The 26,103-nt window shown below is 59.8% G+C and carries 18 protein-coding genes and 1 pseudogene; 8 read left to right on the top strand and 11 right to left on the bottom strand.

Annotated features, from left to right (window positions below; all coding sequences use genetic code 11):
* Positions 1-66 precede the first annotated feature (66 nt).
* From QMX93_RS10345 to arcD (QMX93_RS10335), 3 genes are all read right to left on the bottom strand, one after another.
* Positions 67-1,077 carry an ornithine carbamoyltransferase gene (locus tag QMX93_RS10345; protein ID WP_053123054.1) on the bottom strand — a complete coding sequence of 337 codons (1,011 nt, stop codon included), beginning with the start codon at positions 1,075-1,077 and terminating at the stop codon, positions 67-69.
* Positions 1,078-1,146: 69 nt separating this feature from the next.
* Positions 1,147-2,403 (bottom strand): arginine deiminase, encoded by a 1,257-nt coding sequence (gene arcA / locus QMX93_RS10340; RefSeq protein ID WP_053123052.1) that lies wholly within the window; start codon positions 2,401-2,403, stop codon positions 1,147-1,149.
* Positions 2,404-2,438: 35 nt separating this feature from the next.
* The gene (arcD, locus tag QMX93_RS10335; RefSeq protein ID WP_053123050.1) at positions 2,439-3,866 is read right to left on the bottom strand and encodes an arginine-ornithine antiporter; all 1,428 of its coding nucleotides are present in this window, start codon (positions 3,864-3,866) and stop codon (positions 2,439-2,441) included.
* Between the two features lie 602 nt (positions 3,867-4,468).
* On the opposite strand from arcD (QMX93_RS10335), the gene arcD (QMX93_RS10330) reads away from it, so the two are divergent.
* Both arcD (QMX93_RS10330) and QMX93_RS10325 read left to right on the top strand, forming a co-directional pair.
* The gene (gene arcD, locus QMX93_RS10330) at positions 4,469-5,896 is read left to right on the top strand and encodes an arginine-ornithine antiporter (RefSeq protein WP_053123047.1); all 1,428 of its coding nucleotides are present in this window, start codon (positions 4,469-4,471) and stop codon (positions 5,894-5,896) included.
* A pseudogene (locus tag QMX93_RS10325) lies at positions 5,893-6,744 on the top strand (DNA-3-methyladenine glycosylase); the annotation flags it as partial. The gene arcD (QMX93_RS10330) and the pseudogene QMX93_RS10325, both read left to right, overlap by 4 nt.
* A gap of 214 nt (positions 6,745-6,958) precedes the next feature.
* Here QMX93_RS10325 and QMX93_RS10320 read toward each other — a convergent pair.
* From QMX93_RS10320 to gap, 8 genes are all read right to left on the bottom strand, one after another.
* Positions 6,959-8,308: a CoA transferase gene (locus tag QMX93_RS10320; RefSeq protein ID WP_282355410.1), complete on the bottom strand. Its 1,350-nt coding sequence runs from the start codon at positions 8,306-8,308 to the stop codon at positions 6,959-6,961.
* Positions 8,309-8,482: 174 nt separating this feature from the next.
* Complete coding sequence (locus tag QMX93_RS10315) at positions 8,483-10,621, bottom strand: methyl-accepting chemotaxis protein (protein ID WP_282355407.1); 2,139 nt, start codon at positions 10,619-10,621, stop codon at positions 8,483-8,485.
* Between the two features lie 389 nt (positions 10,622-11,010).
* The gene (locus tag QMX93_RS10310; RefSeq protein WP_159812519.1) at positions 11,011-11,400 is read right to left on the bottom strand and encodes a YbaN family protein; all 390 of its coding nucleotides are present in this window, start codon (positions 11,398-11,400) and stop codon (positions 11,011-11,013) included.
* A gap of 167 nt (positions 11,401-11,567) precedes the next feature.
* Complete coding sequence (locus QMX93_RS10305; protein WP_282355403.1) at positions 11,568-12,176, bottom strand: biliverdin-producing heme oxygenase; 609 nt, start codon at positions 12,174-12,176, stop codon at positions 11,568-11,570.
* A gap of 112 nt (positions 12,177-12,288) precedes the next feature.
* Entirely contained in the window at positions 12,289-14,844 is a 2,556-nt protein-coding gene (locus QMX93_RS10300; RefSeq protein WP_282355401.1) for a TonB-dependent receptor, read from the bottom strand.
* 120 nt (positions 14,845-14,964) lie between these two features.
* A complete protein-coding gene (locus QMX93_RS10295) occupies positions 14,965-15,930 on the bottom strand; it encodes a FecR domain-containing protein (protein ID WP_159812516.1) in 966 nt (321 codons plus the stop codon).
* A 107-nt stretch (positions 15,931-16,037) separates the two neighbouring features.
* Positions 16,038-16,565 carry a sigma-70 family RNA polymerase sigma factor gene (locus tag QMX93_RS10290; protein ID WP_053123030.1) on the bottom strand — a complete coding sequence of 176 codons (528 nt, stop codon included), beginning with the start codon at positions 16,563-16,565 and terminating at the stop codon, positions 16,038-16,040.
* Positions 16,566-16,757: 192 nt separating this feature from the next.
* Positions 16,758-17,759 carry a type I glyceraldehyde-3-phosphate dehydrogenase gene (gene gap / locus QMX93_RS10285; RefSeq protein WP_053123028.1) on the bottom strand — a complete coding sequence of 334 codons (1,002 nt, stop codon included), beginning with the start codon at positions 17,757-17,759 and terminating at the stop codon, positions 16,758-16,760.
* A gap of 220 nt (positions 17,760-17,979) precedes the next feature.
* Between gap and edd the strand changes: the two genes are divergently transcribed.
* The 6 genes from edd to QMX93_RS10255 all read left to right on the top strand — a co-directional run bounded on the left by edd (position 17,980) and on the right by QMX93_RS10255 (position 26,001).
* Complete coding sequence (edd, locus tag QMX93_RS10280; protein ID WP_008082799.1) at positions 17,980-19,806, top strand: phosphogluconate dehydratase; 1,827 nt, start codon at positions 17,980-17,982, stop codon at positions 19,804-19,806.
* Positions 19,803-20,762 carry a glucokinase gene (locus tag QMX93_RS10275; protein ID WP_282355391.1) on the top strand — a complete coding sequence of 320 codons (960 nt, stop codon included), beginning with the start codon at positions 19,803-19,805 and terminating at the stop codon, positions 20,760-20,762. The genes edd and QMX93_RS10275 overlap by 4 nt, the downstream gene beginning before the upstream one ends.
* A 180-nt stretch (positions 20,763-20,942) precedes the next feature.
* Positions 20,943-21,674 carry a response regulator transcription factor gene (locus tag QMX93_RS10270; protein WP_008082801.1) on the top strand — a complete coding sequence of 244 codons (732 nt, stop codon included), beginning with the start codon at positions 20,943-20,945 and terminating at the stop codon, positions 21,672-21,674.
* Positions 21,664-23,133, top strand: a complete 1,470-nt coding sequence (locus QMX93_RS10265; protein ID WP_212543885.1) for an ATP-binding protein — start codon at positions 21,664-21,666, stop codon at positions 23,131-23,133. Before QMX93_RS10270 ends, QMX93_RS10265 begins: the two co-directional genes overlap by 11 nt.
* Positions 23,134-23,321: 188 nt before the next feature.
* Positions 23,322-24,581 carry an AGE family epimerase/isomerase gene (locus tag QMX93_RS10260; protein ID WP_212543884.1) on the top strand — a complete coding sequence of 420 codons (1,260 nt, stop codon included), beginning with the start codon at positions 23,322-23,324 and terminating at the stop codon, positions 24,579-24,581.
* Between the two features lie 118 nt (positions 24,582-24,699).
* A complete protein-coding gene (locus tag QMX93_RS10255; protein WP_053123019.1) occupies positions 24,700-26,001 on the top strand; it encodes an ABC transporter substrate-binding protein in 1,302 nt (433 codons plus the stop codon).
* Positions 26,002-26,103: the final 102 nt, after the last annotated feature.

The following is a 26,103-nucleotide window of genomic DNA, read 5'->3' as shown; positions in this document are numbered from 1 at the left end:
TGACGCAGAGCGTCACGGGATGCATTCCCACGCGGGAGCGTGGGAACGATCATGGATAAGCAGTGGTTACAGATCAGCGAGGGTCGATACCAGGATCGCCTTGATTGTGTGCATGCGGTTTTCCGCTTGCTCGAAGGCGATGCAGGCTGGGGACTCGAACACGTCGTCGGTCACTTCGATGCCGTTTTTCAGATGCGGATACTGTTCGGCGATTTGCTTGCCGACTTTGGTATCGCTGTTGTGGAACGCCGGCAGGCAGTGCATGAACTTGGTTCGCGGGTTGCCGGAGGCTTTCATCAGCTCGGCGTTGACCTGGTACGGCAGCAGTTGCTGGATGCGTTCGGCCCAGGCTTCCACCGGCTCGCCCATCGACACCCAAACGTCGGTGTGGATGAAATCGACGCCTTTGACCGCGGCTTTCGGGTCTTCGGTCAGGGTGATGCGCGCGCCACTTTCTTCAGCATATTTGTGGCAACGCTCAACCAGATCATCCAGCGGCCACAGGGCTTTCGGCGCGCAGATGCGCACGTCCATGCCGAGTTTGGCGCCGATCAACAGCAGCGAGTTACCCATGTTGTTGCGCGCATCGCCAAGGTAGGCGTAGCTGATTTCATGGATCGGCTTGTCGGCGTGCTCACGCATGGTCAGCACGTCGGCGATCATTTGCGTCGGGTGATATTCGTCGGTCAGGCCGTTGAACACCGGTACGCCAGCGAACTTGGCCAGCTCTTCGACGATCTCCTGTTTGAAGCCACGGTACTCGATGGCGTCGTACATGCGACCCAGCACGCGGGCTGTGTCTTTCATGCTTTCCTTGTGACCGATCTGCGAAGAGTTCGGGTCGATGTAGGTGACGTTGGCGCCTTGGTCATACGCCGCCACTTCGAACGCGCAACGGGTACGGGTCGAGGTTTTTTCGAAGATCAGGGCGATGTTGTTGCCCTTCAGATGTTGCTGCTCGGTGCCGGTGTACTTGGCGCGTTTGAGGTCGCGGGACAGGTCGAGCAGGTAACGCAGCTCACGTGGGGTGTGGTGTTCCAGGCTGAGCAGGTTACGGTTGTGAATGTTAAAAGCCATGATGGATCTCCTTCGGTGTCGGTTATCCCCCTGGCCGCACTTTATAAGTGACGGCCAGGGCTCAGAGGTTTAGTAGTCGATTGCGTCGCGCACGATTGGGCAGGTCATGCAGTGGCCACCGCCACGGCCTCGGCCCAGTTCACCGGCGCTGATGGTGATGACTTCCACGCCGGCCTTGCGCAGCAGGGTGTTGGTGTAGGTGTTGCGGTCGTAGCCGATGACCACGCCCGGTTCCACGGCCACCACGTTGTTGCCGTCGTCCCATTGCTCGCGTTCAGCGGCGAAGCTGTTGCCGCCGGTTTCCACCACGCGCAACGCTTTCAGATTGAGGGCCTTGGCCACGGTGTCGAGGAAAGTGCCTTCTTCGCGGCGGATGTCGATGCCGCCCTGTTTGCCTTCGTCAGGTCGCAGGGTGAAGGCGACGATCTGATTGACCACTTCCGGGAAAATCGTCACGAGGTCGCGGTCGCAGAAGCTGAACACGGTGTCGAGGTGCATCGCCGCGCGGGATTTCGGCAGGCCGGCAACGATGACTTTTTCCACGGCTTTGTTCTTGAACAGGTTCAGCGCCAGTTGGCCGATGGCCTGACGGGACGAGCGTTCGCCCATACCGATCAACACCACGCCGTTGCCGATTGGCATGACGTCGCCGCCTTCAAGGGTGGAGCTGCCGTGATCCTTGTCCGGGTCGCCGTACCAGATTTCGAATTCGGCGTTGGTGAACTGTGGATGGAATTTGTAGATGGCGGTGGTCAGCAGGGTTTCCTGACGTCGCGCTGGCCAGTACATCGGGTTCAGCGTCACGCCACCGTAGATCCAGCAGGTGGTGTCGCGGGTGAACTGAGTGTTCGGCAGCGGCGGCAGAATGAAGCTGGAGTGGCCGAGGAAGTCGCGGAACATCTGGATGGTCTTGCCACCAAAGCTGTCCGGCAGATCATCAGCGGAGACGCCGCCAATCAGGAACTCGGCGATGTGCCGTGGCTCGAGGCTTTTCAACCAGGATTTGACTTCGTTGATCAGGCCCAGGCCCACCGAATCGGCGGTGACCTTGCGCTCGAGAATCCAGTCCAGCGCCTCAGGGATGGCGACGATGTCGGTCAGCAGGTTGTGCATTTCCAGCACATCGATGCCGCGCTCGCGCATCTTGGTGACGAAGTCGAAGTGGTCGCGCTTGGCCTGGGCAACCCAGAGCACGTCGTCGAACAGCAGCTCATCGCAGTTGTTCGGGGTCAGCCGCTGGTGGGCCAGACCTGGGGAGCAAACCATGACTTTGCGCAGTTTGCCGGCTTCGGAATGTACGCCGTACTTAACTTTTTCCGTGGTCATTTCAGTGATCCTCCAGATGACAAATTAGTCGGGTATTACAGCGTCAGGAAGCCGTCGTAGAGACCGTAGGCTGCCACCAGGGCACCCACGATCACCGCGGCGAAAAGCAGCTTCTCGACATTAGTGAAAATCGGTTGTTTGAGTTCCAGCTTGGCTTTGGCGAACAGGATCGCGCCAGGTGCGTAGAGCAGGGCCGAAAGCAGCAAGTACTTGACCCCGCCGGCATACAACAGCCACACCGCATAGATCAGCGCGATGCCGCCGATAATCAGATCCTTGCGCCGTTCGGCCGCAAAGCCTTCGTAAGTTTCGCCGCGCACCGCCAGCAGCAGGGCATACGCCGCCGACCACAGGTACGGCACCAGAATCATCGAAGTGGCGAGGTAGATCAGCGACAGGTAAGTACTCGCCGAGAACAGGGTGATGATCAGGAAAATCTGCACCATCGCGTTGGTCAGCCACAGGGCGTTGACTGGTACGTGGTTCTCGTTTTCCTTACGCAGGAACTCCGGCATGGTGTGGTCTTTGGCGGCGGCGAACATGATCTCCGCACACAGCAGCACCCACGACAGCAGCGCACCCAGCAGCGAAATGATCAGACCAACACTGATCAGCACCGCGCCCCAGTGACCGACGACATGCTCAAGCACGGCGGCCATCGACGGGTTCTGCAGTTTCGCCAGTTCCGGCTGAGTCATGATGCCCAGCGACAGCACGTTCACCAGCACCAGAAACAGCAGCACAGTGATGAAGCCGATCACGGTGGCTTTACCGACGTCCGAGCGTTTTTCCGCGCGGGCCGAGAAGATGCTCGCGCCCTCGATGCCGATGAACACCCACACGGTGACCAGCATCATGTTGCGCACCTGGTTCATCACGCTGCCCAGATCAGGGTTTTTGATGCCCCAGATGTCGGCGGTGAAGATGTCCAGTTTGAAGGCGAAAATCGCGATCAGAACGAACAGCACCAGCGGCACAACCTTGGCGACCGTGGTCACAAGGTTAATGAACGCCGCCTCCTTGATTCCGCGCAGAACGAGGAAGTGCACGGCCCACAACAGCACCGAGGCGCCGATCACGGCTGCGACAGTGTTGCCTTCACCGAAAATCGGGAAGAAGTAGCCGAGGGTACTGAACAGTAGAACGAAGTAACCGACGTTGCCCAGCCAGGCACTGATCCAGTAACCCCAGGCGGACGAGAAACCCATGTAATCGCCGAAACCGGCCTTGGCGTAGGCGTAGACACCGCCGTCCAGGTCAGGCTTTCGATTGGCGAGGGTTTGAAAGACAAAAGCGAGGGTGAGCATGCCGACAGCGGTGATGGCCCAACCGATCAGCACGGCGCCAACGTCGGCGCTGGCTGCCATGTTTTGTGGCAAAGAGAATATCCCGCCACCGATCATTGAACCGACTACCAACGCAACCAGTGCACCGAGTCGTAGTTTTCCGGGAGCTTCAGACATTGCATGACTCCATTGCAGGAGAAGAGAGATCACAGCGTAGTTCTGTTGTCTGTTCAGTTAGCTGACTTAGATCAGTGCATGGTCACATTCCATTGTTAATGAATGACTTATGAATCGGCTGAAGGCATAAAGCTATCGTCTGCGAAGCCCGATTTAGACGCTTTTTGGCTACATGCTTGGGAATGGCTATTATTACTTTCGAATTATGACGCTAGTTCGTTTTGGCAGATTGGCAAATTTTCCGCGTCTGTTTTCAGTACAGAATTGATTTATTAGGATCAGCGCACAAAATTGTCTGAGCGTGCTAGGCGTTAGCGTGATCGGCTATATATAAATGGGCATTTATTGGCGTTATCTAATAAACGTACTTACTCTTTACCCATTTAGTTAGTTAAGTCATAAACCTGTGGTGAGGGGATTTATCCCTGATGGGTGGCGTAGCCGCCCTGAACCAGTCACTGCAGTAATTCAGACATACTTCGCGTGACGGTTTTGCGACTGCTGCGCAGCCGAACGGGGATAAATCCCCTCGCCACAGGGGGCCGGTATATCTGGGGTTTCGGTAGAAATTGAGAATTCGTTGATCAGGAAGGGAGATTTGAATGTCGCAACCGACGCAAAAGCTGCGCCTAGGCGCGTTGATCGCTCTGGTGGTGGGGTCGATGATTGGTGGGGGGATTTTCTCGCTGCCGCAGAACATGGCGGCGCGGGCCGATGCCGGGGCGATATTGATCGGTTGGGGCATCACCGCGATCGGCATGCTCACGCTGGCGTTCGTCTTTCAGACTCTGGCCAACCGCAAGCCTGAACTGGATTCCGGCGTCTACGCCTATGCCAAGGCCGGGTTCGGCGACTACATGGGGTTTTCATCGGCATGGGGTTACTGGATCAGCGCCTGGCTGGGTAACGTCGGTTATTTCGTCCTTTTATTCAGCACCCTCGGCTACTTCTTTCCGGTGTTCGGTCAGGGCAATACGCCGATCGCCATCGGTTGCGCGTCGGTGCTGTTGTGGTGCGTACATTTTCTGGTGATGCGCGGGATCAAAGAGGCAGCGTTCATCAATCAGGTGACCACGGTGGCGAAGATCGTGCCGCTGATCATGTTCATCGTCATTGCCGCCGTCGCCTTCAAGGCCGACATTTTTACCCGCGACATCTGGGGCACCAGCAACCCGAATTTCGGCAATGTCATGGATCAAGTACGCAACATGATGCTGGTCACGGTGTTCGTGTTCATCGGCATCGAAGGCGCCAGTGTTTACTCGGCGCGTGCGGAGAAACGCAGCGACGTCGGCCGCGCCACGGTGATCGGCTTTATCGGTGTGTTGGCGTTGCTGGTGCTGGTCAATGTGCTGTCGCTGGGGATCATGAGCCAGCCGGAACTGGCCAACCTGCAAAACCCGTCGCTGGCGGCGGTGCTGGAACACATCGTCGGGCCGTGGGGCGCGCTGCTGATCAGCATCGGCCTGGCAATCTCGCTGCTCGGTGCGCTGCTGTCGTGGGCGCTGCTCTGCGCAGAAATCCTCTTCGCCACGGCCAAAGACAAAACCATGCCGGCGTTCCTGAAAAAGGAAAACAAAAACCACGTGCCGGTGAACGCGTTGTGGCTGACCAACGCGATGATCCAGATTTTCCTGCTGATCACCCTGTTTTCGGCGGGCACCTACACCAGCCTGATTTATCTGGCGTCGTCGATGATTCTGGTGCCGTATCTGTGGTCGGCGGCGTATGCCGTGCTGCTGAGCGGGCGTGGCGAAACCTACGAACACGCCTCGGCTGAACGCACCAAGGATTTGCTGATCGGCGGCATCGCCCTGGGTTATGCGGTGTGGTTGCTGTACGCCGGCGGGGTGAAATATTTGCTGCTGTCGGCGCTGCTGTATGCGCCGGGGGTGATCCTGTTTGCCAAGGCCAAACATGAGCAGGGCGAGCCGATCTTCACGTCGATTGAGAAGGGCATCTTTACCGTCGTCATCATCGGTGCGGGTCTGGCGGCGTATGGCTTGTACAGCGGCATGCTGTCGTTGTGAGGTTGGCGCTGGACTATCAACCGCCGTATGACTGGGAGGCGATGCTGGGTTTTCTCGCGGCGCGGGCGGTGGTCGGGATGGAGGCCGTGGTCGATGGCGTGTACTCGCGCAGCATCGGGTTGAGCGGGGTGCATGGCACGGTTTCGGTGTGGCCCGGTGCTGGTGATTCGCTGGCGGTTGAAGTGGATTTTCCTGATTCGCAGGCGCTGCCAGAGATTGTGCGGCGGTTGCGGCGGATGTTCGATCTGGATGCGGATGTGGCAGTGATGCAAGGGCATCTTGCGCAGGATCCGCTGCTGGCGCGGTTGATGGCCGAGCGTCCCGGGTTGCGCATTCCGGGGGCGTGGGATGGTTTGGAACTGGCGTTTCGTGCAGTGCTCGGGCAGCAGATTACCGTGGTGGCGGCGATTCGCTTGGCGGGGAAATTGGTGGCTCAGTATGGCGCGCCGTTGCAATCGACGGTGCCGGGTTTGAGTTATGTGTTTCCTGAGGCCTGTGTGTTGGCTGAGGCGGATTTGGCGGCGTTGGGGATGCCCAAGAGTCGAGGGCGGACACTGTCGGGCGTGGCGCAGGCGTTGCTCGATGTTCCTTCATTATTTGAGCCGGATCGCGACGGTGGTGTGGCGCGGTTGCTGGCGTTGCACGGGACTGGCGAGTGGACGGCGCAGTACATTGCGCTGCGGCAATTGCGCGATCTGGATGGGTTTCCCCATGGCGATGTCGGGTTGTTGCGGGCGTTGGAAGTGTTGGAAGGACAGCGGCCGACGGCGCGGGAATTGGCTGTGCGGGCGGAGGGTTGGCGGCCTTATCGCGGGTATGCGGCGCAGGTGTTGTGGGCGTCTTTGAGTCACCCTCACCCCAGCCCTCTCCCAGAGGGAGAGGGGGCCGATCGAGGTGTCTGGCGCTATACATCGACCTGAGTAACCGAGGCGATTATGGATTCAAGGCCAATTTTCCATGCTGATGTTGGATTCAACACCAATCTTTCAAGTCGGTGAATCTCGCCAATATCCCCCAATCAGTCCCCTCTCCCCCTGGGAGAGGGCTAGGGTGAGGGGCTCTTCAAACCCACTGCGGCCGGTGGGCGCCCAAATCCATGGCAGGCAACGCCCACTGCAACGGTGCGCCGCTGATCTTCACCGGCGCCAGCAACCGATGTGCTGGCCCCCATGGGGTTTGTTCCAAGGGCAACCCTTGGTCTTGTTCATCCTCGGCACGCAACGCTTCGGCTATTCCGGGCCCGTGTTCGATCAACAACTTCGCCGTCCGCGCCAACGACAACCGTGCCGAACCACCATGTCCATTCCTCAACCGCTCAGTCAGCAACCTGATCGCACTCGCCGCCATCAAATACCCGGTCGCATGATCCAGCGCCTGCACCGGCAACGGCGTCGGTTTGTCCGCCTGCTTCCAGCGCTGCCCGGCCTCAGCGATGCCGCTGCTCATTTGCACCAGGCTGTCGAAACCCCGGCGGTTTTGCCACGGGCCGCTCCAGCCGTAAGCGTTGAGGCAGACGTCGATCAATCCCGGTGCCAATTGGCGACGACGTTCAACACCGAAACCAAGATTCTCCAACGCATCAGCGCGATAACCGTGCAGCAGAATGTCGGCGTCTTTCAGCAGACTCTCGAACACCGCGCGATCCGCCGGAACCTGCAAATCCAGCCGTGCGCAGCGTTTGCCCAAGGTCATTTCCGGGACGACGCCGGGCTCGTTCCAGGTCGGTGGATCGATGCGCAAAACCTCAGCACCGAGCCCCGCGAGGAAACGACTGGCGGTAGGGCCGGCGAGCACGCGCGTCAGATCCAACACCTTGATCCCGGCCAATGGGCGTTCCACCGAGCCTTGCCACGATTTCGCATGTTCATCCTGATCAGCGATGAAGTGAGCAAGTGGCTCGGCATTCACCGCCAACCCCTGCGGATGCTGTTGCCACTGCGCCCAACTGCGCATTTCGGCGGCGCAACCCTTGGCGTCGACCACCGCTTGCTCCAGTTCCGTGCTCGCCCATTGCGCGACTTTCGCCGCCATCGCCGCGCGGTCGGCGCAGGCACCGAGCACGCGTTCAGCGGCGGCGCGGTGGTGCGGGGCGTTGGTGTGCAGGCGAATCCAGCCGTCGCGCGTTGCGTAGTCACCGGCGACCGGATCCCACAGCGGCGGCACTTGCCAGCCGATCGGGCGCAGTGATGAGGAGAACCAGAACGAGGCCAAACGACGATCGACTTCTACGGTGGGCAGGTGGCCGGTTTGTTGCTGCAAGAGTTCGCTGACGGCTTGCCCGGCAGCGGCGATGCTGGCGCAGGCCAGATCGGTGACGGCGAAGGCCGAGGGCAGGGCGCCACTGGCGGTGAACGCAATCGGCGTGTGCGGCAAGCCGAGTGCGGCTTGAATGGACGTGAGTAAATCAGTCATCGAAGGCCCTCCGGAGCGAGAGGGCGATGATAGTGCAAAACGTCACGGGATTAGATGAAGGCTCTTGTAGGAGCTGAGCTTGCTCGCGAAAGCGGTGTGTCAGTCGACGAAGATGTTGAATGTGACGGCCTCTTCGCGAGCAAGCTCTGCTCCTACAAGTTTGTGTGGTGAGGTCTAGACGCGGAACTGATCCATCAATTTCATCTGCTGGCTCGCCAGTGCATTGAGCTGGCTGCTGATCGCCGCCGACTCGGTGGCTTGTCCGGTCAGGGTTTCGGTCACGGTGCGAATCGCCGAAACGTTGCGGTTAACCTCTTCGGCCACCGCGCTCTGCTGTTCGGCCGCGCTGGCAATCTGCAGATTCATGTCGCTGATCACCGTCACCGCGTCGCTGATCTTGCCCAGCGCATCCACGGCCTGACGAATCTGCCCGGCGTTGTTGTGTGCCTGAGTCTGGCTCGAATGCATGGTCGCGACCACGCCGCGCGTGCCGGTCTGAATACGCTCGATCACCACGCGAATCTCTTCCACCGAATCCTGCGTGCGTTTGGCGAGGTTGCGCACCTCGTCGGCAACCACCGCGAAACCACGCCCGCTCTCACCGGCACGGGCCGCTTCAATCGCCGCGTTGAGCGCGAGCAGGTTGGTTTGTTCGGCGATGCTGCGGATCACTTCCAGTACCGAACCGATCTGCTCGCTGTTGACCGCCAGCGCTTCAACTTCGGTCACCGCTTTGCTGACTTCATCGGCCAGTTGATTGATGTCGCGGGTGCTGCGTTCGATGATCGACATGCCGTCCTTCGCCGACTGATCGGCACCTTTCGCGGCGTTGGCTGCGTTCGACGCGCTGTTGGCGACGTCGTGGGCGGTGGCGCTCATTTCGTTGGACGCGGTGGCGACCTGATCGATTTCGCGGAACTGCACCTGCATGCCTTCGCTGGTCTGACGGGCGATTTCCGAAGACTGGTCGGCGGTGCCGCGCGCTTCGGTGATGCTCTGTTTGATCTGCGCGATGGTCGGTTGCAGCTTGTCGAGGAAACGGTTGAACCAGTTCACCAGTTCGCCCAGTTCATCTTTTTTGCTGTAGTTCAGACGCTGGGTCAGATCACCTTCGCCGCTGGCGATGTTCTTCAGCATGTCGGCAACGCTGTTGATCGGACGGGTAACGCCAGACGCGGTCAGCCAGATCAGCAGCAGGCCAACCACGCCAGCCACCACAGCCACCAGCAACGCGGTGATCACGCCAGTTTCCTGGGCATCATCGAGCACCGCTTGCAGCTTGACCGAGTCGGCCAGCAGCACTTGTTTCGGCAGGTCGATCACTACGCCCCACGCACGCGAGTTGCCAATCGGGTCGACCGGGTACACCGCACGGATCAGGTCGCCCTGTTCGAGGATTTTCGGTGTGCCGGAGGTGAGCAGTTGCAGTACGTCCTGGCCATTGGCGCCGAGGGTGTCGTTGATCTTTTTGCCGACCTTGGTCGCGTCCGAACTGTCGGCGCCGAGCACGCCGCTGCCGGAGACGATAAGCATGTGCCCGGCGTTGTTGAAGAGGTTGCGTTGCGACTCGACGGCGGCTGCTTGCAGCGCGTCGAGGGCGATGTCGACACCGACCACGCCGATCGCTTTGCCGTCGACAATCAACGGTACGGAAATGGTCGTCATGAGCATTTCCTTATTGCCCACGGTGTCTGCGTACGGGTCGAGCAAACAGGTGCGTTTGTTGTCGCGAGGGCAGGTGTACCAGCTGTTGTACGGTGTGCCGCTGACGCTGAGGGTAGTTTTGGTCAGGTCTTCTTCGACCATGATCGTGTTCAGCGAGGCGCCGGCCGCGCGGCTCCAATAGGTCGCGAAACGCCCGGCTTCGTTGGACTGGCGCGCGGCGTCGTTGGCGAACTCGCTGTCCTTGCCGTCGAGGCCGTTGGGTTCGAAGGCGAGCCAGATGCCGAGCACTTTATCGTTGCGCTCGAAGGCGGTTTTCAGGCTCAGGTTCAATTCTTCGCGCAGGGCGCCGGCGTCCAGCGAACGCTTGGCGGCCATCACGCGCATGTCTTTGATCTGATCCGCCAGCGCGGTAATCACCAACAAGCTTTCGCCAAAGGTTTTCTGCACCCGCACCGCTTGTTCGGCGGCTTTGGCTTGCAGCAGGTTTTGCACACTGGCGGTGAGCAGCTGGTTGCTGGAGTTGCTGACCAGTTCATCGTTCTGGTTGGTCTGGTAGATGTTCATGCCAACAATCAGCGCGACCACACCGAGCAGGCACAGACCGGAGAGCAGGACGATTTTCAGGCGGATGGACAGAGAGTCGAACATGGGGCGATCTCGCGAATGGATAAACGGTTGGCTTGCGGGTATGGACTACCCGGTTCGCCAAATCCATTCAGCGCCATGAATGCTCATCGGCGCGAGGCGAAAAGGCATGAGGCGCGCGCCGACGAACGGTCAGCGCTAAACGTTTGCGCAGGGGAAAGTGCTGGAAATCAGAACAATTTCAGGGAAGTGTCTGCGTGTTTGGGAGGGCACTTGTGGTGAGGGGATTTATCCCCGATGGCCTGCGAAGCAGGCCCAAAACCTGAGAATGGGTTCTGTCGGAAAAATCAGGGATTCTGGACTGTGGCGGCTTCGCAGCCAATCGGGGATAAATCCCCTCGCCACAGAATCCCCTCACCACAAAAGTTCTTCACAAAGAAACCCGGTGTGGCTTAAACAGGAATCGATTCCGGGCGCGACCAGATCCACAGATTCCCCAACCCCATCCCGGCAATCGCCAGATAGATCGGCCAGCCGTGATCGAGCATCACCAGCATCAACGTCGCGCAGAGCAGCATGCTCACCGTCGCGCTGACTTTGGCTTTGCGCGCGATGATTTTGCCGTTGCGCCAGTTGCTCAGAATCGGCCCGAACAGGCGATGGTTTTCCAGCCAGGCACTCAGGCGCGGCGAACTGCGGGTGGCGGCCCACGCGGCGAGGAGGATGAACTCGGTGGTTGGCAGGCCGGGCACGACAATGGCGATCAGGCCGATGCCGAGGCTGACGTAGGCCAGAAGGCCGAACAGCACGCGGGCGAGTTTGGAGGAGGCTGGTTGCGGCATGGGCTCGGCGGGATGCTTCTGAAGCGGGATCGGAATCTTACAGATTTACGCGGACCCTTGTAGGAGCAAGGCTTGCCCGCGAAGGCGGTGTGTCAGTCAACGATGATGTTGAATGGGCTGACGCTTTCGCGGGCAAGCCTTGCTCCTACAAGGGATCGTGTCGGGAATCAGGCCAGTTCGGCTTCTGTCGCGTAAGCCTGTTCCAGCAACACGGTGAAGCGGTTGAACGCGTCGATCGCGCCTTGTTCCACTTCGGCTTCTTCTTCAGCGCTGAACTCCAGTGAATCCAGGGTGCGCACGAAGCTCTTCCAGCCTTCGGCACGGCCACCTTCTGGCTCACCGAGGTGACGGGCGCCGAAGGTTTCGCTCAGCTCCAGGGCCACGGCGCGTTTGATCAGGAACGCAGCGCCGAGCTTCGAACCTTCGGACACAAAAATCCAGCCCAGTGCCCGTGCCTTGCTCGGGTTTTTCACCGCGCCGGCAACCGGGGCCGGGACTTCGGTGTCGAGATCGGCGAGGTCAGCCTTGGCCGCTTCAGCGCGGCAGCGGGCCGGCAGGTCAGGGACGATGGCGGTCAGTTCGGCGCTGTTGTAGAGGTCGACCAGTTCCGACTGGAACAGGTACTGCGCGACGACGAAACGGGCGAAGTTGGCGCGCGTCTCGAACGGCGCGTGAGCCTTCACCAGTGCATCGAGCTTGGTGTGCGGTTCGTTGGTGATCTGGTTCAAGCGTTGCGAACGCAGGGCAGGGCGTTGTTCGGTATCTTGAGCTGTCATGGGAAATCCTTGAGAAAGAGAGGCGCTTGCTAACGAGACGAACAAGCAGACGCCTGAGCGTAAAAAAACCTCACTGCGCGGTGCTTGAACACGCGCAGTGAGGTCGGCCGGATCAGATGTCCCAGACCAGATTGATCGCGAAGTTGCGGCCCGGTTGGGTCAGGCGATCAAGGTTGGCCGGTTGCGTGACCGAGGCTTCGCCAACGCTGTCGTAACCGCGCACGTCATCCCACTGCCAGTATTTCTTGTCGGTCAGGTTGTAGAGACCGGCGTTGACGGTCACGTCGTCGGTGACTTTGTAGAAGCCCGCCAGATCGAGCACGCCATAACCCGGGGTCTTGAACTGGGTGCTGGTGCCGTCAGGCGTTTTGAACATGGTGCTGTCGACCCGATCCTTGCGCTTGACCAGCGTCCAGCTCAGCAGTGCGCCGTATTTGTCCTGGTCATAACCGAGGCCGAACACGCCGGTCAGCGGGTTGATGCTGTTCAGCGGCTCACCGCTGTCGTCGTTGCGGCCATACAGGTACGCCATCGAGCCTTGGGTGTAGAGGCCGGTCGGTGCGCCGAAGGTATCGAGGTTCAAGCGACCTTTAAGCTCCACGCCTTTGATGGTGGCGTGTTTGATGTTGTTGCTCTGGAACGTGGTCTCGGTGTAACCGGGAGTGATGGCGTTCTCGTCGATGAAATCACGGTACTTGTTGTAGAACACCGCAACGTCGAAGGTGCCCGCTTCAAACTGGCCACGCAGACCGGTTTCATAGCTTTTGCTTTTTTCCGGTTCCAGATCCGGGTTCGGCGCGACTTGGTAGCCGCCCGCGAGGTTTTCAAAGCGACCATACAAAGCCTTGGCGGTCGGGGTGCGGAAGCCTTCGGCGTACTGACCGTACCAGGTGTAGTTGTCGTTGAAGCTGTAAGTCGTGCCGAACTTCGGCGACAGACGATGCCAGGTTTTCTTCTCGTCGCTGACCTGACCGTTGCCGCTCTGGTCGGCAGTGGCGAGGAACTCATCGGTGATGTGCGGTTTGAGTTCGGTGTAGTCGTAACGTGCGCCCGGCAGGAACGTCCAGTTGCCCCAACTGATTTGATCCTGCGCGAACAGGCTGTAGCTGTTGATGGTCGGATCCGGGAAGTCGCTGGCCGGAGTCAAGGTGTCGGCAGCGCTTGGCGCACCGATCACGCGGCAGGCGCCGGCGACGGTCAGGCAGGTGCCCGAGCCGGTGCGCAGACCGGTGACCTTGTCCTGCTTGATGGTCGTGCCGTAGGTGATGGTGTGATCGGTGTCGGCGATGGCAAACGACTTGTCAGCCTGCGCATCGAACACCCACTGGCGATCTTTGTAATTGGTGTCACGGTTACGCAGCACAGTGCGCGACGGCGCGTAGATTTCCTGGGTGCTCTGATCGGTCTTGGCGATCTGATAGTTGAGCGACCACTTGATGTTGTCGGCCAGCACAGTGTCCAGCGCGAAGCGGTGTTCCAGACCAAAACGCTCGCGGGTAACGGTGTCGTTGCCGGTGCGCGACTTATAGAAACCGAAACCGCGTCCAGCGTTGAACGGGCCGCCGACGGCGCTCAACTGGTTGGTGTCGCGATCATCTTTATAGTGTTCGTAGGTCAGGCCGAAGCGCGCGTCGTCAGCGTAGTTCCAGCCGAGTTTGGCCAGCACGTTGGTGGTGCGCACGTCTTCCGGGTTGGCCTCGGTGCGGTTCAGGCCGGTGCCACCGGTTTCGCCGTAGGATTCGGTTTCGTGACCGTTGCGCTGGCTCAGGTGCAGCAAACCGTCGAAGTCGCCGGTGCGGCCAGCAACGGTGCCGGAGGTCAGCCAGCTGTCATCGGCCGAGCTGTAACCGGTTTTCAGCCGGGCGCCGACGTCCTGGCCAGGCTTGATGATGTCGTCCGGATCGAGGGTGTAGTAGCTGACGGCGCCGCCAATGGCGTTGCTGCCGTACAGCACCGAGGCCGGGCCACGGAGAATTTCGACGCGTTTGACGATTTCCGGGTCGACGTAATTGCGGTTGGTCTGTGCGTACGGGCCGTTGAAGAAACTGTCCGGCACTTGCACGCCGTCGACCTGAGTCAGCACGCGGTCGCCATCGATACCACGGATGTTGTAGCCGGTGATGCCGGCACGTTGACCGGCGCCGCCCACCGAAACGCCCGGCTCGTACCGCACCAGATCCTTTATCGAATTGACGTTGTTGCGATCGAGATCCTCGCGGGTCTGCACGCTGACCGTCGCGGGCACGCTATTGATCGACTGTTCCTGACGCGTGGCGCTGATGGTCACCTGATCAAGGTTAAGGGTGCCGCTGCTGTTGCGCTTTTCCAGCACCACATTGTTGTTGCTCAGCTTGCGGAAGCTCAAATTGGTCCCCACCAACAGCCGCTCCAGCGCTTTCTCCGGCGGCAGCGAACCGCGCACGCCCGGCGACGATACGCCCTGACCCAGTTCCGCCGGCAAGCCGACCTGCCAACCGGTCACAGAGGTGAAGGCATTGAGGGCCGACACCAGCGGTTGCTGGTTGATGGAGAACGCGTAATCACCCATGTTGCGCGCCGGTTGCTCGGTGGCAGCCATCAGCGGTGCGGTGCCGGCCATGAGAATGGCAGCGGTCAGCAGCGACAATACGCGGGAAGGGGAAGTCTGACGGGTAAGGCGTGAGGACATCGATAGCGCTCCGTGTCGCACGAATCTTTATAGGTGCTGATTGGCATCGTGATGCGAATCAATTGCATTGGCTATAACGAGACGAACGGGCTTCAGCTATCGAGTAAAAATAATTCTCATTTAGTTCAAGATCACCAGCGCCGGGAATTCCTGCAAGCGCGCGGAGGTAATGTGGGCGAGAGAGCGCACCACGTCGAGCGGTTGATCGAGGCGATAATTGCCGGTCACGGCGACGTCGGCCAACTGCTCGTTGGTATTGATGATCCAGCCCGGATAGTAGCGGCGCAGCTCGGCCAGCACTTGGTTGAGCGGACAGTTCTCGAACACCAGTCGGCCCTGCACCCAGGCCAGATCGGTCGCCGCGTCGAGTTTGGACGGGCGGTCAAAGCCATTCGGGCCGATGCGGATACTTTCCCCGGCCGACAGGCGCACGCGGGCATCGTTGTGGGTCGCGCGCAGATCGACATCGCCACGCTGGACGTTGACCTGCGCGACGCCATCGAGATAACGCACGGCGAATTCGGTGTCGCGCACACTGGCTTTGACCGGGCCGGCATCGATTTCCAAAGGCTGAGTGCGACTGCCGGCGATCTCGAAATACGCCTCGCCCTGATACAAGCGAGCAACGCGTTGCTGATCATTGATCGTGCTGGAGAAAGCGGAATTGGTGTTGAGCAGGACTTTCGAACCGTCCTCCAGTTGCAGGCGCTGACGCTCGCCGACCACCGTCAAGTGATCGGCCTGAATGCGCATCGGCAGGTTGCTAAAACTGAACAGACCAAGAATCAGCACCGCTGCAGTGGCCAGCGGTTTCCAGTGCGGGCGCAAACGCTTGAGAAAGGTGACCTTGGCAGGTTTTGCCGCGAGGCTTTGCGCGCACTGAATGACTTGCGGGCCATCCCAGATCGCCTGCGCCTTGGCGAACGCTTCGGCGTTCAACGGATCAGCCGCCAGCCAGGCATGGAACTGCCGGGTCTGCTCCTCGTCCGGGCTGCCGAGCACGATGAGCCAGTCCAGCGCCTGGTCCATTGCGTCTGCAGCGTCCCGCGCCGAGTCAGGCGAAGGCGAGCGGTGGGTGTCCGTCACGGTGTTTCCTCGGGCTTTTTCAAAGCAAGTTTCGAGTTTCAAGCGACAAGCTGCAAGCTAAAGCTCATTCGGTGTGAACTTTGAGTTTTCAGCTTGCCGCTTGAAGCTTATAACTCGCCGCTGCTGTTATGCCGTTCGGCGACGCCGATGCAAATGGACATGATCAGTTTCAATTCTTTCTGCACGGTACTCAGGGAGACGTTCAGTTCGTCCGCGATTTCCTGGTAACTGTTGCCGTGCAAACGGCTGAGGATGAAAATCTGCTGCTGACGCGAGCTGAGTTCGCTGAGGCTCACGTTCAATCGCTCCAGCATTTGTTCGGCGTGGGCGGCGTCTTCGGCGCTGCTGGCGGGGGCGGCGATGCTGTGCACGACGTCTTGCGGCACGTCATCGACCATCGTCCGTGAGTGCAGCTTGCGCGCACGCAAATGATCCAGCGCCAGATTGCGCGCGGTCTGGAAGACAAAGGGCTCGAGGTGATCGATGGCCCGCTCGCTCAACGCCCGCGTCACGCGCAGGTAGGTTTCCTGCAGCAGGTCTTCAGCGGTGCTGTGATTGTTGACCATCCGTTCCAGCGTCCGCAGCAGGGACATACGCTGGGTGAGGAAGACGTGGTTGAAGCGCGATTGACTCACGGGGGAACCTGATCCATTTCGAGCGAATGATAATGCTTATCATCTATGCGAATGGTCAAGTCCTGATTTTAAATGCAACACAAAACCTTGTAGGAGTGAGCCTGCTCGCGATAGCGGTTGATCAGCCACAACATCTGTGACTGACAGATTGCAATCGCGAGCAGGCTCACTCCTACAAGGGGGATACGGGATTTACTCGGCGTTACACAGCGCCAGGCAGTTATCCAGCATGCGGTTGGAGAAGCCCCACTCGTTGTCGTACCAGGCCAGCACTTTCAGCAGTTTGCCGCTGGATTTGGTGTGGTTGGCGTCGAAGATCGACGACAGCGGGTTGTGGTTGAAGTCGCTGGAAACCAGCGGCAACGTGTTGTAACCCAAAATCTTCGAATGCTGGCTCGCAGCCTTGAGCAGCGCATTGACCTCATCCGCCGAGGCTTCGCGCTTCAATTGCACGGTCAAATCCACCAGCGACACATTGATCACCGGCACCCGCACGGCCATGCCGGTCAGTTTGCCGGCCAGTTCCGGCAACACCAGGCCGACCGCTTCAGCAGCGCCGGTCTTGCTCGGGATCATGTTCTGTGTGGCCGAACGCGCGCGGTACGGGTCGGTGTGGTAGACGTCGGTGAGGTTCTGGTCGTTGGTGTAGGCGTGAATGGTGGTCATCAAGCCACTTTCGATGCCCAGCTCACGGTGCAGCACCTGCGCCACTGGCGCCAGGCAGTTGGTGGTGCACGAAGCGTTGGAGATGATCTGGTGCGACTGGCGCAGAATGTCGTGGTTCACACCATAAACGACGGTGGCGTCGGCGCCTTTGGCCGGGGCCGAGATAATCACTTTGCGCGCGCCGGCAGTAATATGCGCGGCCGCTTTGGCGCGGTCGGTAAAGAGACCGGTGCATTCAAACACCACATCAATCTTTTCCGCGGCCCAGGGCAGGTCGGCCGGATTGCGAATCGCGCTGACCGCAATGCGGTCGCCGTTGACGGTCAGACTCTCGTTGTCATGCTCGACTTGCGCGTCGAACGTGCCGTGAACGGTGTCGTATTTGAGCAGATGGGCGTTGATCGAGCTGTCGCCCAGATCGTTGATGGCGACGATCTGCAAATCCTGTCGATAGCCTTGGGTATACAGTGCGCGCAGGACATTACGGCCGATGCGGCCAAAACCATTGATTGCGATTCGTAGAGTCATGGAACAGCGCCGCCGTCGTTTTGTTGTTGGAATTACAAGATTATTCGCATAAAAATAGAAAACAAGCCTTTTTAATGGCAATATTTTGTTTTATCTACAACGAGTGACCTGAATCAACTGGTCCGAATGATCAAAAAAACCGTCTGTCATTCCAACAACAACGGCGTTTGATCAGCATAGACAATCAGGTCGCCACATCCGTTAGCCTGGAGTTCTACACATGCATCCCCGCGTTCTTGAGGTCACCGAACGGCTTATCGCCCGCAGCCGCGCCACGCGTCAGGCTTACCTTGCACTGATTCGCGGCGCCGCCACTGACGGGCCGATGCGCGGCAAGCTGCAATGCGCCAACTTCGCCCATGGCGTGGCCGGTTGCGGCAGCGAAGACAAGCACAGCCTGCGGATGATGAACTCGGCGAACATCGCCATTGTTTCGTCTTATAACGACATGCTCTCGGCGCACCAGCCGTATGAAGTGTTCCCGGAACAGATCAAAAACGCCCTGCGCGAAATCGGCTCGGTCGGACAGTTCGCCGGTGGTACTCCGGCGATGTGCGACGGCGTGACCCAAGGCGAGCCGGGCATGGAACTGAGCCTGCCGAGCCGCGAAGTGATCGCCATGTCTACAGCGGTAGCGCTGTCACACAACATGTTCGACGGCGCGCTGATGCTCGGCATCTGCGACAAGATCGTGCCGGGTCTGATGATGGGTTCGCTGCGTTTCGGCCACTTGCCGACGATTTTCGTGCCGGGCGGGCCGATGGTCTCGGGGATTTCCAACAAGGAAAAAGCCGACGTGCGCCAGAAGTACGCCGAAGGCAAAGCGACCCGCGAAGAGCTGCTGGAATCGGAGATGAAGTCCTACCACAGCCCGGGCACCTGCACGTTCTACGGCACGGCCAACACCAACCAGTTGCTGATGGAAGTCATGGGTCTGCACTTGCCGGGCGCCTCGTTCGTCAACCCGAACACGCCGCTGCGTGATGCGCTGACTCGCGAAGCCGCGCACCAGGTTACGCGCCTGACCAAACAAAACGGCAACTTCATGCCGATCGGCGAAATCGTCGACGAGAAGTCGCTGGTCAACTCGATTGTGGCGCTGCACGCCACCGGCGGTTCGACCAACCACACCCTGCACATGCCGGCCATCGCCATGGCGGCTGGCATTCAACTGACCTGGCAAGACATGGCCGACCTCTCCGAAGTCGTGCCGACCCTGAGCCACGTCTACCCGAACGGCAAAGCCGACATCAACCACTTCCAGGCGGCAGGCGGCATGTCGTTCCTGATCCGCGAACTGCTCGGCGCCGGTCTGTTGCACGAAGACGTCAACACGGTGCTCGGCCACGGCTTGAGCAAGTACACCAAAGAACCGTTCCTCGATAACGGTGAACTGGTCTGGCGTGAAGGCCCGGTCGACAGCCTCGACGAAAACATCCTGCGCCCGGTCGCTCGTGCGTTCTCGCAGGAAGGCGGTTTGCGCGTGATGGAAGGCAACCTCGGGCGCGGTGTGATGAAAGTGTCTGCGGTGGCGTTGGAAAACCAGATCGTCGAAGCACCGGCGATGGTGTTCCAGGATCAACAGGATCTGGCCGACGCGTTCAAGGCTGGTTTGCTGGAAAAAGATTTTGTCGCCGTGATGCGCTTCCAGGGCCCGCGCTCCAACGGCATGCCCGAGCTGCACAAGATGACGCCGTTCCTCGGCGTGCTGCAGGATCGCGGCTTCAAAGTCGCGCTGGTGACTGACGGGCGCATGTCCGGCGCCTCGGGGAAAATCCCGGCGGCGATTCACGTCAGCCCCGAAGCTTATGTCGGCGGCGCTTTGGCACGCGTGCAAGAGGGCGATATCATCCGCGTCGATGGCGTCAAAGGCACCTTGGAACTCAAGGTCGATGCCGACGAATTTGCAGCGCGCGAACCTGCCAAAGGCCTGTTGGGCAACAATATTGGCAGCGGACGCGAACTGTTCGGCTTTATGCGCATGGCCTTCAGCTCGGCGGAGCAGGGCGCCAGCGCCTTCACTTCTGCCCTGGAGACGCTTAATTGAAACTGGCTTTGGTCGGTGACATCGGAGGCACCAACGCACGGTTTGCGTTGTGGAAAGATCAGCAACTGCAATCGGTTCAGGTCTTGGCCACCGCCGACCACGCCAGCCCGGAAGAGGCGATCAGCCTCTACCTGAGCGGGCTCGGTCTGGCGCCGGGTTCGATCGGTTCAGTGTGTCTGTCGGTGGCCGGCCCGGTCAGTGGTGATGAATTCAAGTTCACCAATAACCACTGGCGGCTGAGCCGCACGGCGTTCTGCAAAACCTTGCAGGTCGAGCAGTTGTTGCTGGTCAACGACTTCTCGGCAATGGCGCTGGGCATGACCCGTTTGCAGCCGGGCGAATTTCGCGTGGTCTGCGAAGGCACGCCGGAGCCGTTGCGCCCGGCGGTGGTGATCGGCCCGGGCACTGGCCTTGGCGTGGGCACTTTGCTCGATTTGGGCGAAGGCCGTTTTGCCGCATTGCCGGGCGAGGGCGGTCACGTCGATCTGCCGCTGAGCAGCCCGCGTGAAACGCAATTGTGGCAGCACATTCACAATGAGATTGGCCATGTCAGCGCCGAGACGGCGTTGAGCGGCGGCGGTTTGCCGCGTGTTTACCGGGCTATTTGCGCGGTCGATGGGCATGAGCCGACACTCGATACGCCGGAAGCGATTACCGCGGCCGGGCTGGCGGGTGATCCGATTGCGCTGGAAGTGCTCGAGCAGTTCTGCTGCTGGCTCGGCCGTGTCGCCGGCAATAACGTGCTGACCACGGGTGGGCGTGGCGGGGTGTTTATCGTCGGTGGTGTGATTCCACGGTTTGCCGATTTCTTCCTCGAAAGCGGTTTTGCCCGCAGCTTTGCGGATAAGGGCTGCATGAGTGATTATTTCAAAGGCATACCGGTGTGGCTGGTGACAGCGCCGTATTCCGGCCTGGTTGGCGCCGGCGTAGCCCTGGACCAATCAATCCCAAAGTGAAATGCAATCCAATTGTGGGAGCGAGCCTGCTCGCGAAAGCGGTGTGTCAGTCAACAGATCTGTTGAATGTTAAAACCGATTCGCGAGCAGGCTCGCTCCCACAGGGGTTTCTGTAGTGTTTGTTAGTTTGATGCTTAAGGCATAATCCGCCCCAATTCCAACAACAAGGATGCCTTCGAAGTGAGCTCAGTCAACAAGTCGATATTGTTGGTCGATGACGACCAGGAAATACGCGAGTTGCTGGAAACCTACCTGACCCGCGCCGGGTTTCAGGTACGTGCCACGGCCGATGGCGCCAGTTTCCGCCAGGCACTCAACGAGGCGCCGAGTGATCTGGTGATCCTCGATGTCATGCTCCCCGACGAAGACGGCTTCAGCCTGTGCCGCTGGGTGCGTCAGCATCCGCGTCAGGCGCAGGTGCCGATCATCATGCTCACCGCCAGTTCCGACGAAGCCGATCGCGTGATCGGACTCGAACTCGGCGCTGACGACTACCTCGGCAAACCCTTCAGCCCGCGCGAACTGCAAGCGCGGATCAAAGCCCTGCTGCGCCGCGCGCAATTCGGTCAGGAACGTAACGGCAGCGAAGTGCTGGCATTTGATGAATGGCGGCTGGACATGGTCAGCCATCGCCTCTTTCACACCGACGGCGAAGAAGTGATTCTCTCTGGCGCCGATTTCGCCCTGCTGAAGCTGTTTCTCGATCATCCGCAGGAAATTCTCGACCGCGACACCATTGGCAACGCCACCCGTGGCCGCGACCTGATGCCGCTCGATCGCATCGTCGACATGGCCGTCAGCCGCTTGCGCCAGCGCCTGCGCGATACGGAAAAACCGCCACGACTGATCCGCACCGTGCGCGGCAGCGGTTACCAATTGGCAGCCAATGTGGTTGCCGGCAATGGTCACTGAGTCGCTGCGTAAAATCGCCGCCCAGGTGCCGGTACCGCGCTCGCTGCTCGGGCGGATGTTGCTGCTGACCTTGCTCGCCGTGCTGTTCGCGCAGACGTTGTCCAGCGTGATCTGGGTCTCGCAACTGCGCGCCACCCAGCTCGAAGGCCTGGTCACCAGCGCCCGCAGCCTCGCCCATTCGATGACCGCCAGCGTCAGTTATTTCCGCTCGTTGCCAGTGGCTTATCGCCCACTGGTGCTCGACCAATTGCGCAGCATGGGCGGCACCCGATTTGTCGTGACGCTCAATGACAAACCGCTGGGCATGGACGTTTTGCCGGTCACCCCGCGTAAAGCGGCGGTGATGAAAGCGGTCGACGAAGTGCTGCGCCAGACCCTCGGTCATGACACCGATATTTCGGTGACCTTTGTCAGCCCCGAGGATCTGCGGATCTTCAACGCCGGGCTGAAACTCGATGAATTGCCACGCTCGTGGGCGCATTACGCGTTGACCCTCGAGCCGGTCAATCCGCCGGTTCTGGTCACGCAAATCCAGATGGCGCCGGGCGAATGGCTGTACATCGCCTCGTTGCTGCCCGAGCCGTACACCAGTCTTGAAGAACAAGGCCTGCCGTCGCAGCAGGTGTGGTTCATCGTCCTCACCAGTGGCTTTCTGTTGTTGTTCATCGGCGTGCTGGTGCACTGGCAGAGCCGTCCGCTCAAGCGTCTGGCACGTGCGGCGCGGGACATGTCGCTGGGTGCCGACGTTGAGCCGGTGGCGGAGGGCGGCGGCAGTGAAGTGGTGGAAGTAGGGCGCGCGTTCAACAGCATGCGCGAACGCATCAGCCGCTACCTGACCGAACGCAGCCAGTTGTTCAGTGCTATTTCCCATGACCTGCGCACACCGATCACACGATTGCGTTTGCGCGTGGAGTTGCTTGAAGACGAGCAACTGCAAGCCAAGTTCGGCCGCGATCTGGACGAGTTGGAGTTGCTGGTCAAAGGCGCGCTGCAATGCGTGAAAGACACCGATATCCACGAGAACATCGAACCGGTCGACCTTAACCATGTGCTCGATTGTCTGGTCGAGCCGTATCTGGCGCCAAACGGCAATGGCCGCGTGACGCAGCAAGGCCGGGCGCTGGCGGCGTATTCGGGCAAGCCGTTGGCGTTGAAACGCTGCATTGGCAACTTGATCGACAACGCGTTGAAGTACGGGCAGAACGCGCATTTGCACATCGATGACGATGACAGCGCGTTTGTCTTGCACGTTGATGATGAAGGCCCTGGCGTGCCGGAGCAGCGGCTGGAGCAGGTGTTTGAACCGCACTTCCGGTTGGCGGGGCAGCAGCAGGGTTATGGGCTGGGGTTGGGTATTGCGCGCAATATTGCCCACAGTCATGGCGGCGAAGTGACGTTGCAGAATTTGCGTGAGGGTGGGTTGCGGGTGACCCTGCAATTGCCGCGTTCCGCGGACTGAAGATCAAAAGATCGCAGCCTTCGGCAGCTCCTACACTGATCCCTGTAGGAGCTGCCGAAGGCTGCGATCTTTTGACTTTGCTCTTTCCAATGTCACCGGCTGGTGACAAAACCCGCCCCCTTCGTTACAAGCCCGCCCCGGCCCGTTGTTTAGACTCCCCGCAGTCATAACAACAAAAAAGGCCACCCATGGATCGCTTCCAACCCGGCTTCAGCAGTTGGCTGAACGCCCCTGCCCACCAGCAATGGCTTGCCGCTGAAGGCCTGCGTCTGCTGGATTTCGCCAAGGCTGCAAAACTCCCGCAAGGTTTCGGCAACCTCGACGAACGCGGCCGTCTACCAGCGAACGCGCAAGCCGAAACCATGAACACCGCACGCATGACCCACAGCTTCGCCATGGCCCATATTCAGGGCTTGCCGGGTTTCGCTGAACTGGTCGATCACGGCATCGCCGCACTGCGCGGGCCGTTGCGTGATGCGTTGCACGGTGGCTGGTTCGCCGTCGCCGAACACCGCGACGACAACACCGGCAAAAACGCCTATCTGCATGCCTTCGTCGCGCTGGCCGCCAGCTCTGCTGTGGCCGCAAAACGCCCTGGCGCGCAAGCGTTGCTGGATGATGCGATCGACATCATCGACACGTATTTCTGGAGCGAAGAAGAGGGCGCCATGCGCGAATTCTTCAATCGCGACTGGAGCGAAGAAGAAGCCTATCGCGGCGCCAACAGCAACATGCACGCGACCGAAGCGTTCCTCGCGCTGGCCGATGTCACTGAAGATCCGCGCTGGCTGGTGCGTGCGCAACGCATCGTCGAGCGGGTTATCCACGCTCACGCTGCCGGCAACGGTTACATGGTCATCGAGCACTTCGATCGCGACTGGCAACCGCTGCGCGAATACAACCACGACAATCCGGCTGACGGTTTCCGCCCCTACGGCACCACGCCGGGCCACGGTTTCGAGTGGGCGCGGCTGTTGCTGCACCTCGAAGCGGCGCGGGTGCAGGCCGGCATGCTCACGCCCGGTTGGCTGGCGACCGATGCGCAGAAACTCTTCGAAAACAATTGCCGCAACGGCTGGAACGTCGATGGTTTGCCGGGCATCGTTTACACCCTCGACTGGAACAACAAAGCCGTCGTCCGTCATCGCTTGCACTGGACGCATGCCGAAGCCAGCGCCGCCGCCAGCGCCTTGCTCAAACGCACCGGCGATGAGCAATACGAAACCTGGTATCGGCTGTTCTGGGAATTCTGCGAAACGCATTTCATCGATCGTTGCGACGGCAGTTGGCATCACGAACTCAATCCGCAAAACGTCCCAAGTGCCGATATCTGGGCGGGCAAACCCGACCTGTATCACGCCTGGCAAGCGGTGCTGATCCCTCGTCTACCCTTGTCACCGAGCATGGCGACTGCTTTGGCGCAGTTGTCTCAAGAGATTCCTGTGTAACCATGCGGTGACATTCGCGCGTCCCTTCGTTACCTGCGAAGGGAAACGTCCTGTTTAAACTCCTGTGCAGCGCAAGCACCAGACTTGCATGCATAACAACAAGAAAGGTACATCTCAGATGAATGCGATTTCTCGCCTCGCTACTGTCATTTCTGTCGCCTCCCTGTTCCCGCTCGCAATTCTGCCTCTCAGTGTTTCTGCTGCCGAATCCAAAGGTTCGGTCGAAGTCGTGCACTGGTGGACGTCCGGTGGCGAAAAAGCCGCTGTTGATGTGCTCAAGGCTCAAGTCGAAAAAGACGGTTTCACCTGGAAAGACGGCGCTGTCGCCGGTGGTGGCGGTGCCACTGCCATGACCGTGCTGAAAAGCCGTGCAGTCGCCGGCAACCCGCCTGGCGTTGCTCAGATCAAGGGCCCGGACATCCAGGAATGGGCGTCGACCGGCCTGCTCGACACCGACGTGTTGAAAGACGTCGCCAAGTCGGAAAAGTGGGACAGCCTGCTCGACAAGAAAGTCTCCGATACCGTGAAGTACGACGGTGATTACGTGGCCGTGCCGGTGAACATTCACCGCGTGAACTGGCTGTGGATCAACCCGGAAGTCTTCAAAAAAGCCGGCATCACCAAGAACCCGACCACCCTCGAAGAATTCTACGCTGCGGGCGACAAGCTGAAGGCTGCGGGCTTCATTCCGCTGGCTCACGGCGGTCAGCCTTGGCAGGACAGCACCGTGTTCGAAGCCGTGGTGCTCTCGGTCATGGGTGTCGATGGTTACAAGAAAGCCCTGGTTGATCTGGACAACGGCGCACTGACCGGTCCGGAGATGGTCAAGGCATTGACCGAGCTGAAGAAAGTCGCGACCTACATGGACGTCGACGGCAAAGGTCAGGACTGGAACCTGGAAGCGGCCAAAGTCATCAACGGCAAGGCCGGCATGCAGATCATGGGTGACTGGGCCAAGTCCGAATGGACTGCCGCCAAGAAAATCGCCGGCAAGGATTACGAGTGCGTAGCCTTCCCGGGCACCGACAAAGCGTTCACCTACAACATCGACTCGCTGGCTGTGTTCAAGCAGAAAGACGCAGGCACTGCGGCCGGTCAGAAAGACATCGCCAAAGTCGTGTTGGGTGAGAACTTCCAGAAAGTCTTCAGCATCAACAAAGGCTCGATTCCGGTTCGCAACGACATGTTGAACAACATGGAAGCGCTGGGCTTCGACTCCTGTGCACAGACTGCTGCCAAGGACTTCCTGGCTGACGCCAAGTCCGGCGGCCTGCAACCAAGCATGGCGCACAACATGGCGACCACGCTGGCCGTGCAAGGCGCGTTCTTTGATGTCGTGACCAATTACATCAACGACCCGAAAGCCGACCCGGCCGACACCGCCAAGAAACTCGGCGCAGCGATCAAGTCCGCTAAATAACACCTTGTAACGCTGGTTCCTCATGTGGGAGCGAGCCTGCTCGCGAAAGGGTGTGTCAGTTGCTCCATCCGTCGACTGATACACCCCCTTCGCGAGCAGGCT

The sequence above is a fragment of the Pseudomonas sp. PS01303 genome, assembly GCF_029959385.1.
GTDB classification, from domain to species: domain Bacteria; phylum Pseudomonadota; class Gammaproteobacteria; order Pseudomonadales; family Pseudomonadaceae; genus Aquipseudomonas; species Aquipseudomonas rustica.
Note: the sequence above shows the minus strand (reverse complement) of the source record. Positions and strands in the feature narration are given on the sequence as shown.